Source organism: Elioraea thermophila (ex Habib et al. 2022) (genome assembly GCF_003336755.1).
GTDB classification, from domain to species: Bacteria; Pseudomonadota; Alphaproteobacteria; order Acetobacterales; family Acetobacteraceae; genus Elioraea; species Elioraea thermophila.
This window is the reverse complement of sequence record NZ_QMDI01000001.1, coordinates 47,132-60,831: the sequence shown is the minus strand read 5'-3', so window position 1 is coordinate 60,831 and position 13,700 is coordinate 47,132. Positions and strand designations below refer to the sequence as shown.

Below are 13,700 nucleotides of genomic sequence, written 5' to 3'. Positions count from 1 at the left end.
ATCCCGAGCGGCTACTCGCTGCCGCGCCCGCCCTCCGGCGACGCGGGCAAAGAGGGAGCGACACGAAGCCGCTCGCGGCGGCGTTGGTCGTCCTCGAGCAGGGCAATCGCTGCATCGTCGTCTTTCCCGCCAAGGCAAAGCACGTGGTGATCCGCGGGCGACTAATACCAAACGCACTATGGAATGACGTGTTGTGCCCACTTGTAGTCGGTGAGTGAGGGGATGCGTCTGGTCTCGGCGATGAGGCTGTTCCAGGCGGCGCAGCAGGCGTCGACGATGGCCTGGGTGCCGCTGAACAACCGGCCCGAGAGGTAGCGGTCGCGCAGAGACTGCCAGACCTTCTCGATGGCGTTCAGTTCGGGCGAGTAGGGCGGCAGGTGGATGAGGGTGATGTTTGGCGGCACCCGAAGATCGTTCGCGGTGTGCCATCCCGCGTTGTCGGTCAGCATCGCCGCGTGGGTGCCGGGCGGCAGTTGGGAGGCGACCTCCGCGAGCAGCAGGTTCATCGCCGCGACCGAGACATGCGTCAGCACCAGCGCAGCGCCGCTGTCGCGCCCGGGGCAGACCGCGCCAAGGATGTAGGCCGACCGATAGCGCTGGTCCTTGACCATCCGCGGCCGCATGCCGCGCTGGAACCAGCGGCGGACCATACGGCCCTTCTGGCCTACCCGAGCCTCGTCCTGGAACCAGACCTCGATGCGCTCGGCCTCGGGGTGGTCAGCCTTGATCTGCGCGAGGGCTGCGGCAAAGCTCTTTTTTGAACGCCTCCTGGGCGGCGCGGTTCGTCTCGGCGTGCCGCGGCCGTGGTGTCTGCCAGGACAGGCCGAGGGCGCGCATCAGACGGCCCATCCCGGTTTCGCTATAGGTCACGCCGAACCGCTCCCGCACGATCCGGCAGAGATCAACCAGCCGCCAGGTCGAGACGCCATCCACCTCCGGGTCCGGCCCCTGCAGGACGATCGCCTTCAGCGTCGCCTGCCGGCCCTCGGTCAGACGACAGGGCCGCCCGTCGCCCCACCGGTCCGACAGCCCGGCCGGACCGCCGCGGTTGTAGCGGATCACCCAGTCCCGCAGCGTCTGCCGGTCCATGCCGGCAATCCGCGCCGCAGCCGCCCGGCTCATGCCCTCCAGCGCCGCGGCAATCGCCAGCAGCCGCCGCGCCACACGCGGGTCGTCCTCGGTCTCGGCCAGCCGCCGTAGCTCGCCTCGCGGCACATCCTCCCGGATCATCAGCGCCCGCATGGTCCCCTCCTCGAAGCCATGCCCGACGATGAATCACGGCCAACCGCGTCGGCTCAACCCCAAGAGCCAGCCCTTTGCGCACCGAGTATGATAGAAGCCAAGAGGGATATCAACAAAAGAAGAACGGTTGTTTCTATGGGGTTTTGGTTTAGGAGGGGCAACCTTTTTGGGGCTGCCGAGAAATGTAAAGGGGCTGTTGAAGCGCAGACGACGGAGTTAAGGCGGGAGGTTAGAGCCTTAGTCGCCACAAAATAACTCTCGGCGGAGGCTTGCGTCTCTACGCGCCTGGATATCTGGAGCTGTCTTTTGTCTTATTGCTTCAATTAGTGTCCACGCGGCCAAACTGATGAGTGACAACCGTAGCAATGAGACTGCAGATATAAAAAGGCGATTTGGTGAATTAGGCTGATTTTCACTGCGGAAACACTGACAAATAGTGCTGTGATTGCCGTATCGGAAGCTAATATTGTTACATGTTTCTGTGCTTGTCCGAGAAGGTCGTAAAGAGTAGCACGAATTGCTGCATCGGGTTCTGCCATGACACGCTCTGCCAGCCTCGAGATTCGGCATGCTACCGTGTTTTCGATTTCTTCACGAAACGCGACGCCCAGCCGTTTAATGTTTTATTGTAAGGATTTCCAATCCAAGAGACGGCTTATGATTGCGAAGCTCGATTTTCCAGCTTGTGTTTGCGGGATGTGGGTTACTGAAGTATTTCGGCCAAGCAATCTAAGAAGGAGATCTTTACTGATTTCTGAATTTAAGAGTAAAAAATCGGCAAAAGCTTTAAGAAAGAAGTTACCTGGCCTATTCTGAATAAATTGAAGGTGTAGCTGCGTGTTTTTGAAGAGCCAATTTGGTACTTTGCATGTATGTAATACAGCTAAATATATCAAAAAAATTTTATCTTGACTTTCGATAAAAAATTGACTATGGTGAAAAATGGAAAGGAGATAGCAACAAGGAAAATATAAGATCAGTCATTTTAGCTAGAACAACTGTAGCGTGAGCTTTATAGGAGCAAAGAATGGCATATATAATTGTAATAAAAATCATCCAGAGAAAGAGTGCGGTTTGCAGGATTTGACGTTTTTTGGTTGACAGGTGCCCGACAACGTTGTGGAACATTGGGGCATGGTTAATCGAGCAGGTCAGCATGCGTCTGGGACTTCAGCTCGTCCAAAAACTCTCCCGTCCCGTGCATACAATCAGGAGCGACATGTTTCGCGTTCGCCGATCATAAGTTTTGCGTTGCCGCGTTGATATACAACTTTGACGAGTGCTTCTCCCGCGGCGACAGGGTCGGTCAGCACTTTACGGTTCATACGCCGTGGGGGCTTCACCCCGGTCTGGTGGACGCGAGAAAGGGCCGTCCAGTGTTGCCTTGGGTCAGCCAAGTGGCGCGCCTCAACCGGCTCGTTACCCGCCGGGAGACACCGGCCGCGTTTGCGTTTCTTGGATAACTAGATACGTAAAAGCCTAAGGGGCCGCATTATAGCCGATGCAAAGGAGGATCAGTTAGGCCTCAAGGCTTTGCTCTTGGTTCCGTCCTACTTGCTTTACATTTGCGCCATCATGGTCTTCTTAGGCATGCTCGTCCAGCGGGCGGGGAGCGGCGCACGCGCCCGCAACTTCGGAGGACTTCCCACTCCGAGTACGGCAACCTCCTCCACGCCATCGGCGCGAAGCTTTACGGTCGACCACAGCCTACGCAACGGGGAGGCGCGCCGCTGGCTCACGCAGCTGAAACGGCGAGCTGAAGGCGACTTTGTACTTCCTCCGCAGCGGACGTGGGCGGCGACTGACGCTGTTGGCAAGCGAAGGCCAAGGGGTACCGACGCTGGTGCTGCACCTTGATCTTCCTACTGTCAATCCGTCTGATAACTGATGTGCGCGACGAGCCATGTTCTTCTCGATTCTTCTTATATTAGGTAGTTACTTGACCACTTCGGGAGACCTATGCGAAATCGTTGTCATGCAGTCTCCTATTTTATTCGTGTTCGTTCTGAGCCTTTGGAAGGGTTCGCTGGTGAGGCAGCGTCGGTTGGTCCAGGTGAGCCTGGTGCAGGGTCCTCTGCCGCCGGCTGTGGAGATGAACCGGCGGCGGGGACGCATCGCGCCACTAAGCGAAGACTGTAGGCCGACCAGGGGCACTAGATGCTTTTGGACCGGATGTTGGCCCCCTGATTTCGCCGGTAGGCAGGCTTGGCTCTCTCCCCTGGAGCACTCATCGCTCCGTTCGGATCTCAGCCGATTGTCCTCTTCTGCGCGCATCTGCTGCCGCAGCGGTACCAACGCTTTCCTCCGGAGACCTCTGCGAAATTCTTGCTTTTGCGGCGCACCCTGACCTTCGTTTGGCTGCTGGTTGGCTCCCTAGCGACTTCGCCGCTTCGAGTCTCGTGCCCGTTCCGAGCATTGGATAAGGGTTTGCGGATCGGGCAGCGTCGTCCGGGTCCGGGCGCCTTATGATCGATCAGCCCTGATGGACCCTGGACGTCGCAGCGAAGCACCCAGTCTTGCACCACCTGCACGGTAACGCAACCAAGCCGCGCCGCCTCCGACGGGGTGCCACAGTCATAGATCGCCGTAAGCGCCAAAAGCCGCCGCGCGCTTGGCAGGCATCATTGCTCCGCCGCGCCAACTAAAGCAGCTCGCTCGCCGTGAAATCAAAAGGAAGCGCAACCGGATGCGACATGGTCAACCTCCTGCAGCTCACCACCATGAATCACACGAACCCTGCGTGAATGACTCCCGCACCAGTCACATACCACAAGATCCCGTGTAAGACCCCGGAAAACAGCGGCAAAACACTCCTCAACCCGCCCTCATCACTCCCTCAAGCGCCGATTCTTCTCATCATAACGCACCAAACAGCCTCTACCCGAAGTTTGGCAGAAGTCTCATTTGGAGTGATTTAGGCAGCTTGAACATTAGGCAGTGAAACTCTGCCGCAGGTAGTACGCTCCAAAATCATAACATTGCGTCTGCGTTTATACTGAATAAATCGATACGCGGCGCGCGCAGCTAAATCGGACAAGGTGCCGCGCGGCGGCAGACCGACGGCCTTCATGATCATGCCCATACCGCGCTCGATGGTGTGAAACCGATAGTAGGTCATCGCCTTCGCCATGTAGGCGGCGATAGCAATCTTACGGTCGTACGGAGCGTCCTGCGGCATGTTGGCACAGTAATAGGCATAAGCGAGTTCGTCATCTTCGCTCTCGCCGATTCGCCCAGCCGCGATGCGAAGCCGTTCAAAGAGCGTGATTTGCTCCCGCGCCAGATAGCGCCGCATGTGATCGTAAAATAATTTAAAATGACGATATTCGTCGGCGGCGATCAACGCGCAGATCTCGCGCAGGACGGGCTCCTCCGACCCCTCCTTCAGGGACGTATAGTAGGAGGACGTACCCGTCTCTACCATGCATCGCGCGATGAGTTCCCCTGTCCGGCTGCCGCGAACGGATTCCTTCGCCTCGAGCGGAATCCGGTAGCCAGCCCGGAAGCGGTCGAAGGCGGCCCTGTAGTCCCATCCAGGATCCGCCAGCATGGCCCAACGCCCGAGCGCCTCTCCGTGTTGAACCTCTTCCACCGCCCAGTTCCGGGCCGCTTGCTGGAAGTCGGGATCGTCGTGGAACACGTTGCAGAGGTAGGTCGCATAGTCGTCGCCGTTGCGCTCGACCATTGCCGCCGCCTTGACCAGAGGCACGATCGCCGGATCGACCCTGCTCGGGTCGAATTTGTCCCAGGCGACCTGATCGATGTGCCAGTGCTTCATGGCCTCGCGATCCGTCCCCGTGTTCGTCCTGATGCCGTTGCCGAACCCCGAGGAGGTAGGAGCCGACTCGCCAGCGGTTCAAGACCGCGGCCGTCCCCGACGGCTCGACACCGTCGGACCGATCCGCTCAGCTGCGGCGAAGCGCGGCGAGCTGGGTCTGCCGGAGGGCATCCTCGCGCGCTTCGACTTCGGCGGTCATCGCGGTGCGGGCATAGGCCGCCTCCGCCGCGCGCACGCGCTCCCCGATCCATTCCGCCGTCGCGTTCTCCGCCGGGACGGCTTCCGTCGCGACCACCGTGCAGCGATCGGGCATGATCTCGGCAAAGCCGCCGACGACGACGAATTCGTGCGCGCTCGCGCCGTTCACCTGCGCGCGCACCACCCCCGGCCGCAGCGACACGATCATCGGTGCGTGCCCCGGAAGGGCGCCGATGTCGCCCTCCACCGCCGGAATGATCGCCATGTCCACCTTCTCCGAGAGCAGGAGCTCCTCGGGGCTGACGATCTCGAGGGTGAGCCCATTGGCCATGGCGGCGACGGCTCGCGTCAGGCCGCTTCGGCCGCGAGACGCTCGGCCTTGGCGACCGCGTCCTCGATCGTGCCGACCATGTAGAACGCCGCCTCCGGCAAGTGGTCGTACTCGCCTTCGCAGATCGCCTTGAAGCTGCGGATGGTGTCGGGCAGCTCAACGAACACGCCGGGCTGGCCGGTGAACACTTCCGCGACGTGGAAGGGCTGGCTCAGGAAGCGCTGGATCTTGCGCGCGCGCGCCACGATCAGCTTGTCCTCCTCCGAGAGCTCGTCCATGCCAAGGATGGCGATGATGTCCTGCAGCGACTTGTAGGTCTGCAGAATGCGCTGCACCTCGCGCGCCACCTGGTAGTGCTCCTCGCCGACGATGCGCGGGTCGAGCGCGCGCGAGGTCGAGTCCAGCGGATCGACCGCCGGATAGATGCCGATCTCGGTCAGCGCCCGCGACAGCACCGTGGTGGCGTCGAGGTGCGAGAAGGAGGTGGCGGGGGCGGGGTCAGTCAGGTCGTCGGCCGGCACGTAGATCGCCTGCACCGAGGTGATCGAGCCCTTCTTGGTCGAGGTGATCCGCTCCTGCAGCGCCCCCATGTCGGTCGCGAGCGTGGGCTGGTAGCCGACCGCGGACGGGATGCGGCCGAGCAGGGCCGACACCTCCGAGCCCGCCTGGGTGAAGCGGAAGATGTTGTCGATGAAGAGCAGCACGTCCTGGCCTTCCTCGTCGCGGAAGTACTCCGCGATGGTCAGGCCCGTGAGGCCGACGCGCATACGCGCACCCGGCGGCTCGTTCATCTGACCGTACACGAGGGCCGCCTTCGAGCCGGGACCGTCGAGCTTGATCACGCCCGATTCGATCATCTCGTGATAGAGGTCGTTCCCTTCGCGCGTCCGCTCGCCCACGCCGGCGAAGACCGAGAAGCCCCCGTGCTTCTTGGCAACGTTGTTGATCAGTTCCATGATCGTGACGGTCTTGCCGACGCCCGCGCCGCCGAACAGGCCGATCTTGCCGCCCTTCAGGTAGGGAGCGAGCAGGTCGATCACCTTGATCCCGGTGACGAGGATCTGCGCCTCGGTCGCCTGGTCGACGAATTTCGGCGCATCGCGATGGATGGGCAGCCGCCGCGTCGTCGGCACGGGTCCGCGCTCGTCGATCGGCTCGCCGACCACATTGAGGATGCGGCCAAGCGTCTCGGGCCCGACGGGAACCGTGATCGGGCCGCCCGTGTCGACCACCTCGTTGCCGCGCACGAGCCCGTCCGTCGAGTCCATCGCGATCGTGCGCACCGTGTTCTCGCCGAGGTGCTGCGCGACCTCGAGGACGAGGGTGCGATCGCCGATCTTCGTGTGCAGGGCGCTGAGGATGGTCGGCAGTTCGCCATCGAACCGCACGTCGACGACGGGGCCGAGCACCTGCGTCACCTTTCCGACCTTGTTCGTTGCCATCGTCGTGCTCCTTCGTCCTCAGTCGTGCGCTGCCGTCGTCCTCGCCTGCGGCATCAGACCGCCTCGGCGCCCGAGATGATCTCGATCAGTTCCTTGGTGATGTTCGCCTGGCGCTGGCGGTTGTAGGCCAGCGTCAGCTTGGCGATCATCTGCCCCGCGTTGCGGGTGGCGTTGTCCATTGCTGCCATACGTGCGCCCTGCTCTCCGGCGGCACTGTCGAGCAGCGCGCGGTAGATCTGCACGGAGAGATTTTCCGGCAACAGGCGGGCGAGGATTTCCTCCTCGGAGGGTTCGTACTCGTAGATCGCGGCCGGATCCTTGCCGCTGGAGTCCTCAGACGCCGCGGGTATCGAGGCCGGAATGAGGGTCTGCTCCATCGGCACCTGCACGATCACGCTCTTGAAGCGGTTGTAGATCAGCGTGCAGACGTCGAAGGCGTCCTGCTCAAGCAGGTCGCGCACCTTGCCCGCGATCGCCTGCGCGTCGGCGAAACCGATCCGCGGCTTGCCGATGAAGGTCACGCTGTCCACGATCAGCTTGCCGTGGTCACGCCGCAGGAGGTCGCGGGCGCGGCGTCCGACCGTGATGATCCGCACCTCCTTGCCTTCGGCGAGCAGGGTCCGGATGCGGGAGCGCGCGAAACGAACGAGGCTCGAGTTGAAGGCGCCGCACAGGCCGCGATCGGCGGCCATCACGATCAGCAAGTGGCGCTCGCTGCGGCCCGTGCCGACGAGGAGGCGCGGCGCATCGGGTCGGCCGGCGATGGAGGCGGCGAGCGAGCCGAGCATGCGCTCCATCCGCTCCGCGTAGGGCCGCGCCGCCTGGGCCTGCGCCTGCGCGCGCTTCAGCTTCGACGCGGCGACCATCTTCATCGCCTGCGTGATCTTGCGCGTCGACTTGACGCTGTTGATCCGCGTGCGGAGCGACTTGAGGCTCGGCATGACGGGCGCCGCGAACGAGGCTGATCAGGCGAAGGTCTTGGCGAAGCCGTCGAGGAAGGCCTTGAGCTTCTCCTCGGTCGCCGGCTTGATCTCCTTGTCGGTGCGGATCGCCTCCAGGATCTCGGGCGCCTTGGCGCGCAGTTCGGACAGCATCAGCCGCTCGAATCGGTTCACGTCCGACACCTTGATCGCGTCGAGATAGCCGCGCGTGCCGGCGAAGATGGACACCACCTGCTCCTCGACCGGCATCGGCTCGTACTGCGGCTGCTTGAGCAGTTCGGTGAGGCGCGAGCCGCGCGCGAGCAGGCGCTGGGTGGCGGCGTCGAGATCGGAGGCGAACTGGGCGAAGGCCGCCATCTCGCGGTACTGCGCGAGCTCGAGCTTGATGCGGCCGGCCACTTGCTTCATCGCCTTGATCTGCGCCGCCGAACCGACGCGGCTGACCGAGATGCCGACGTTCACCGCCGGCCGGATGCCCTTGTAGAAGAGATCCGTCTCCAGGAAGATCTGACCATCCGTGATCGAGATCACGTTGGTCGGGATGTAGGCCGAGACGTCGCCCGCCTGGGTCTCGATCACCGGCAGCGCGGTGAGCGAGCCCGAACCGTAGTCCTTGTTCAGCTTCGCCGCCCGCTCGAGCAGCCGCGAATGCAGGTAGAACACGTCGCCGGGATAGGCCTCGCGCCCCGGCGGCCGACGCAGCAGCAGCGACATCTGACGGTAGGCGACGGCCTGCTTGGAGAGGTCGTCGTAGAAGATCACCGCATGCATGCCGTTGTCGCGGAAATACTCCCCCATCGCACAACCGGCGTAGGGCGCGAGGTATTGCAAAGGCGCCGGTTCGGAGGCGGTGGCCGCGACCACGATGGTGTACTCGAGCGCGCCGTACTCCTCGAGCGTCTTGATCAGCTGCGCGACCGAAGAGCGCTTCTGCCCGATTGCGACATAGATGCAGTAGAGCTTCTGACTCTCGTCGCCGGTCGCGTTGATCTTGCGCTGGTTGAGGATGGTGTCGACGATCACCGCCGTCTTGCCGGTCTGGCGGTCGCCGATGATCAGTTCGCGCTGGCCGCGCCCGATCGGGATCAGCGCGTCGATCGCCTTGATGCCCGTCTGCATCGGTTCGTGCACGGAACGGCGCGGTACGATGCCCGGCGCCTTGACGTCGACGATGCGGCGTTCGGTGGCCTGGATCGGCCCCTTGCCGTCGATCGGGTTGCCTAGCGGGTCGACGACGCGGCCCAGCAGCCCCTTGCCGACGGGCACGTCGACGATGGCGCGCGTGCGCTGCACCATGTCGCCCTCGCGGATCGCCGTGTCGTCGCCGAAGATGACGACGCCCACGTTGTCCACCTCGAGGTTGAGCGCCATGCCCTTCAGCCCCGAGGCCGGGAACTCGACGAGCTCGCCAGCCATCACGTTGGCGAGGCCATAGACGCGGGCGATGCCGTCGCCGACGGACAGCACCTGGCCGACCTCGGCGACATCCGCCTCGGTCTCGAAGCTCTCGATCTGCTGCTTCAGGATCTGCGAGATCTCTGCCGGGCGGATCTCCATCTCAGGCGGCCCCCTTCATGGCATGCGCGAGCCGCTGCAGGCGGCTCCTGATCGAACTGTCGTAGAGGCGGGAGCCGATCTTCACCACGAGGCCCCCGAGGATGGTCGGATCGACGCGCTCAACAAGCCGAACGCGCGCGTGGCCGGCGCGGTTCAGCGCGGCGAGGATCTGCGCCCGCTGCGTGTCGTCAAGCGGTACCGCGGAGACGACCTCGGCCGTCTCCTCGCCGCGACGTTCGGAATCGAGGGCGCGGTAGGCGGCGATGATGCGCTCAAGCAGGGCGGCGCGACGGTTCTTCACCACCACGCCGACGAAGTTGCGCACCTCGCGCGGCACGCCGATGCCCTGCTGCGGGTCGTCAAGCGCGGCCAGCATAAGGGCAAGCTGCCGCTCGGCCGGCAGACGCGGGTCCTCGAGCAGGCGACGGAACCAGGGCTTCGTCTCGATCGCGCGCGACAGGGCGGCCAGCCCGTCGAGGATGCGGTCATGGATGCCGGCGTCGCCCCTCTCGTACGCATCCCGCGCCAGTGCCATCAGACCCGAGGCATAGCGCGAGGGGATCGCGTCCACGGCGGCGCGGGCTTCGCGGGCAAGGCGCAGCGCGGCGGCGACGTCTTCGACGATCGGATTCGATTCCGGCACCCGAACTCGGCCCCTGACAGGAACGCCGCCCGCGAGCGGGGCGGCAAACACGCCTCATCTCGCGGCGAAGCCCCGACGCGAGCGCGCGAGCGGGTAACACAGGCGTCCCTGCGGCGCAACAGGCCCCGGGCCCGTCAGGGCAGAGCCGCGACCCGCTCGGCGAGGCGCAGCAGGAGGGCAGGAGCGGCGGCGAGGTCGGCGATCGCGACCCTTTCCTCGGCGGTGTGCGCGGTCATCAGCTCGCCGGGACCGAGCACGATCGTCGGTGCGATCCGCTGCAGGTGCACCGCATCGGTGCCGAAAGGCGCGGTGACGGCGTCCCGTCCCGTCTCCGCCACGGCGGCGCGCACGAGAGGATGCTCCGAGGGGAGCTCGGGCGGCTCACCCTCCCAGCGTTCCGCGAGCTCCACCCGGGCGCGCTCCGCCGCCGCCCGCACGGCGGCGACGATCGGGCTCGGATCGGTGCGCCGCCCATAGCGGAACTTGACGTGCGCAGTGGCCAGTCCGACCGCGACGTTCGGTGCCGCCCCGTGGTTGTCGATGACGATGTTGAAGTCGCAGAACGGCGGGTCGTAGGCCGCATCGAGGAAGGCGGGATCCTCGCGCAGCCGGGCATGGATCGGCAGCAGCTCGGCGAGGAAGGGGATGAGCCTGAGATTCGCGTTCTCGCCGCGGCCGGAGGCGGAGTGCGCCTGCACGCCGCGCGCGGTGGCGGTGAACTGCACGTGCACGCGGTGGCCGCGCACGCAGCGCATCCCGGTCGGCTCCGCGACGACGATCCCCTTCGGCCGCGCGCGCCGCACGAGCTCCGAGCGTTCCGCGATCAGCCTCGCCCCGTCCTTCGTCGTCTCCTCGTCGAAGGTGAGGAGCAGGGTCACGGCGAGATCACGCGGTGCGGCGCGCGCGGCGACGATCGCGGCGGCGAGCGGGCCCTTCATGTCCACCGCGCCGAGGCCGTGCAGGAAGCCGTTTTCGATGACGGGGCGGAAGGGATCCCGCAACCAGCCGGCAGGCGGCACGGTATCCATGTGCGCGGCGAAGGCCACGCCGCCCTCCCCCGGGCCGCGATGCGCGACCAGCGCGCGCTTGGGCACGCCATTCGGGTCGGTCCAGTCCAGCCGCTCGACTTCGAAACCCGCGAGTTCCGACTCGATCCGCTCCGCCACGGCGAGGTTGGACACGCTCGATCGGCTGTCGATCGCGATCAGGTCGGCGGCGAGACGGAGGATCGGGTCGGCATCGTCGTGCGGCATGGCGGGGAGATGGGGTGCCCTTGCGGCCGATCCAGCCGTCGGCCAAGGTCCCGCCTCGTGTCGTCTCCCGCCTATCTCGACCCGCGCACGGGACGCACGTTCCCGCTCGAGCGCCCGCGCTGGCGGTCCGACGACGGCAACCCGCTGATGATTACGCCGCTGCCGGGGATCGGGCGCGACGACATCGAGCTGGATCTCCGTTCGCTCTGGCGCTATCGGGCGGCGTTCCCCTTCGGCCCCGAGGTCGCGCCGATCACGCTCGGCGAGGGATGTTCGCCGCTGATCAAGGTTCGGCTCGACGGCGCAGGCGTCCTCGCCAAACTCGAATGGTTTTCCCCCACCGGCAGCTTCAAGGACCGCGGCGCCTCGGTGATGCTCTCGGGGCTTCGCGCCCAGGGGATCACGGAGGTGCTGGAGGATTCCTCAGGCAACGGCGGGGCGGCAATCGCGGCCTATGCGGCGGCGGGCGGGATGCGGGCGAAGATCCTCGTTCCCGCCGCCACCTCCCCGGCGAAGACCGTGCAGATGGAGGCCTGCGGGGCCGAGGTCGAGCGCGTGAGCGGAACCCGGCAGGACTGCGCCGATGAGGCCGTGCGCCAGGCGGAGCGCATCTTCTACGCCTCGCATAACTGGCACCCGTTCTTCCTGCAGGGGACGAAGACCCTGGCCTACGAGCTTTGGGAGGACCTGGGCTTTCGGGTTCCCGAGGCGGTGATCGCGCCCTGCGGGGCGGGCTCGATCGTGCTCGGCCTCGAGATAGGCTTCGGCGAACTCCTGCGCGCGGGCGCGATCGAGCGCATCCCCCGCCTCTTCGCCGTCCAGCCCGAGGCCTGCGCGCCGATCGCCGCCGCCTTTCGCGCCGGGGTCGATCACCCCGTGGCGTGCGAGATCCGACCGACCATCGCCGAGGGCACGGCGATCGCGCGGCCGCTCAGGCTGCGCGAGGTGCTGGGTGCCGTGCGTGCCACCGAGGGGGGCGTGATCGCCGTCGCCGAGGCGGAGATCGTCGCCGCCTTCCACGCGCTCGCCGAGCGGGGGCTGTTCGTCGAGCCGACCTGCGCCTCGGCGCTCGCGGGCTGGCGCAAGCTGCGCGCCGCCGGCACGCTCGCCGAGCGGGAGGAGACCGTGCTGATCCTGACCGGGACGGGGCTGAAGGCGGTGCCCCGGATCGCCGAGCTGATCGGGGCGCGGTCATGACCGGCCTTCGCCTGCGGGACCTGCCGACCCCCGCCCTCCTGCTCGACCGCGCCGCACTCCTGCGCAACCTCGCCCGCTTGCGCGAGGCTGTCCGTCGCCACGGCGTGGCGCTTCGGCCCCACCTCAAGACCGCGAAGTCGGTCGAGGTCGCCCACCTCGCCGCGCCGGGCGGGGGGCCGATCACCGTCTCGACCCTGGCCGAGGCGCACCACTTCCTCGCGGCAGGCTTCCGCGACCAGATCTACGCGGTCGGCATCGCGCCGCAGAAGCTCGACGCGGTAGCGGCGCTGAATGCGCGCGGGGCCGCGGTGAAGGTCATCACCGACGACCTCGAGGTGGCGCGGGCCATCGCCGCCCATCCCGGTCCGCTCGCCGCCCTGATCGAGATCGACGTCGGCGAAGGGCGCGGCGGGGTCAGACCGGATGACGAACGGCTACCGGCACTCGCCGCCGCCTTGGGCGCGCGCCTCGCCGGCGTGCTCGGTCACGCCGGCCACTCTTACGCCGCCTTCGACGCGGAAGCCGCCGCCGCGGTGGCGGAGACCGAACGGGCGGGGCTCGTCCGTGCCGCCGAGCGGCTCCGTGCGCTCGGCCACGCCGTGCCCGTCGTCTCTCTCGGCTCCTCGCCGACGGCTCAGCATGCCCGCTCGCTCAAGGGCGTGACCGAGGTCCGCGCCGGGGTCTACATGTTTGGCGATCTCCTGCAGGCGCAGCTCGGCGTGGGCTCGGTCGCCGACATCGCCCTCTCCGTGCTCGCTTCCGTGATCGGCCGTCGCCCCGAGCGCAACGCGGTGCTGATCGACGCCGGCGCGCTCGCCCTCTCCACGGACCGCTCGACCGCGGCCGCGCTAAAGGATTTCGGCTACGGTCTCGTCGTCGGCGAGGATGGCGCCCCCGCTTTCGGCGAGGCGATCGTCACCCGCGTGTGGCAGGAGCACGGCCTGGTCGAAGCCGCGGCACCGCTGCCCTTCGACCGCCTCCCCGTCGGCGCACGCGTCCGCGTCCTGCCGAACCATGCCTGCCTGACGGCCGCGGCCCACGCCCAGTATCACGTGGTGGACGGGGCGGAGGACCGCGTCGTCGCGGTCTGGCCCAGGGTGAACTTCTGGTAGAAGGAC

General features: G+C 65.8%; 11 protein-coding genes. 2 read left to right on the top strand and 9 right to left on the bottom strand.

Annotation, left to right across the window (positions count from 1 at the left end):
• Positions 1-176: 176 nt before the first annotated feature.
• The 9 genes from DWB05_RS01855 to DWB05_RS01815 form a co-directional block, all read right to left on the bottom strand.
• Positions 177-1,242, bottom strand: a protein-coding gene (locus DWB05_RS01855; protein ID WP_114374471.1) for an IS630 family transposase whose coding sequence is annotated in 2 segments (ribosomal slippage) — positions 177-758 and positions 760-1,242 — 1,065 coding nt in all. Because the reading frame shifts where the segments join, the coding sequence is not laid out codon by codon here.
• 2,246 nt (positions 1,243-3,488) lie between these two features.
• A complete protein-coding gene (locus tag DWB05_RS15325) occupies positions 3,489-3,839 on the bottom strand; it encodes a helix-turn-helix domain-containing protein (protein WP_157967036.1) in 351 nt (116 codons plus the stop codon).
• Between the two features lie 317 nt (positions 3,840-4,156).
• The gene (locus tag DWB05_RS01845; protein ID WP_114374467.1) at positions 4,157-5,020 is read right to left on the bottom strand and encodes a ferritin-like domain-containing protein; all 864 of its coding nucleotides are present in this window, start codon (positions 5,018-5,020) and stop codon (positions 4,157-4,159) included.
• 127 nt (positions 5,021-5,147) lie between these two features.
• Entirely contained in the window at positions 5,148-5,549 is a 402-nt protein-coding gene (gene atpC / locus DWB05_RS01840; RefSeq protein WP_114374465.1) for an ATP synthase F1 subunit epsilon, read from the bottom strand.
• Between the two features lie 17 nt (positions 5,550-5,566).
• On the bottom strand, positions 5,567-6,991 hold the full coding sequence (gene atpD, locus DWB05_RS01835; protein ID WP_114374463.1) for a F0F1 ATP synthase subunit beta: 1,425 nt from the start codon (positions 6,989-6,991) through the stop codon (positions 5,567-5,569).
• A gap of 53 nt (positions 6,992-7,044) precedes the next feature.
• Positions 7,045-7,932 (bottom strand): F0F1 ATP synthase subunit gamma, encoded by an 888-nt coding sequence (locus DWB05_RS01830; RefSeq protein WP_114374461.1) that lies wholly within the window; start codon positions 7,930-7,932, stop codon positions 7,045-7,047.
• A 24-nt stretch (positions 7,933-7,956) separates the two neighbouring features.
• The gene (gene atpA, locus DWB05_RS01825; protein ID WP_114374459.1) at positions 7,957-9,489 is read right to left on the bottom strand and encodes a F0F1 ATP synthase subunit alpha; all 1,533 of its coding nucleotides are present in this window, start codon (positions 9,487-9,489) and stop codon (positions 7,957-7,959) included.
• A gap of 1 nt (position 9,490) precedes the next feature.
• Positions 9,491-10,132: an ATP synthase F1 subunit delta gene (gene atpH, locus DWB05_RS01820; protein ID WP_232818353.1), complete on the bottom strand. Its 642-nt coding sequence runs from the start codon at positions 10,130-10,132 to the stop codon at positions 9,491-9,493.
• 134 nt (positions 10,133-10,266) lie between these two features.
• Entirely contained in the window at positions 10,267-11,385 is a 1,119-nt protein-coding gene (locus DWB05_RS01815) for a M20/M25/M40 family metallo-hydrolase (protein WP_114374456.1), read from the bottom strand.
• Positions 11,386-11,442: 57 nt separating this feature from the next.
• On the opposite strand from DWB05_RS01815, the gene DWB05_RS01810 reads away from it, so the two are divergent.
• Positions 11,443-12,582 (top strand): threonine synthase, encoded by a 1,140-nt coding sequence (locus DWB05_RS01810; protein ID WP_198669028.1) that lies wholly within the window; start codon positions 11,443-11,445, stop codon positions 12,580-12,582.
• A complete protein-coding gene (locus DWB05_RS01805) occupies positions 12,579-13,694 on the top strand; it encodes an alanine racemase (protein ID WP_114374452.1) in 1,116 nt (371 codons plus the stop codon). Before DWB05_RS01810 ends, DWB05_RS01805 begins: the two co-directional genes overlap by 4 nt.
• Positions 13,695-13,700 lie beyond the last annotated feature (6 nt).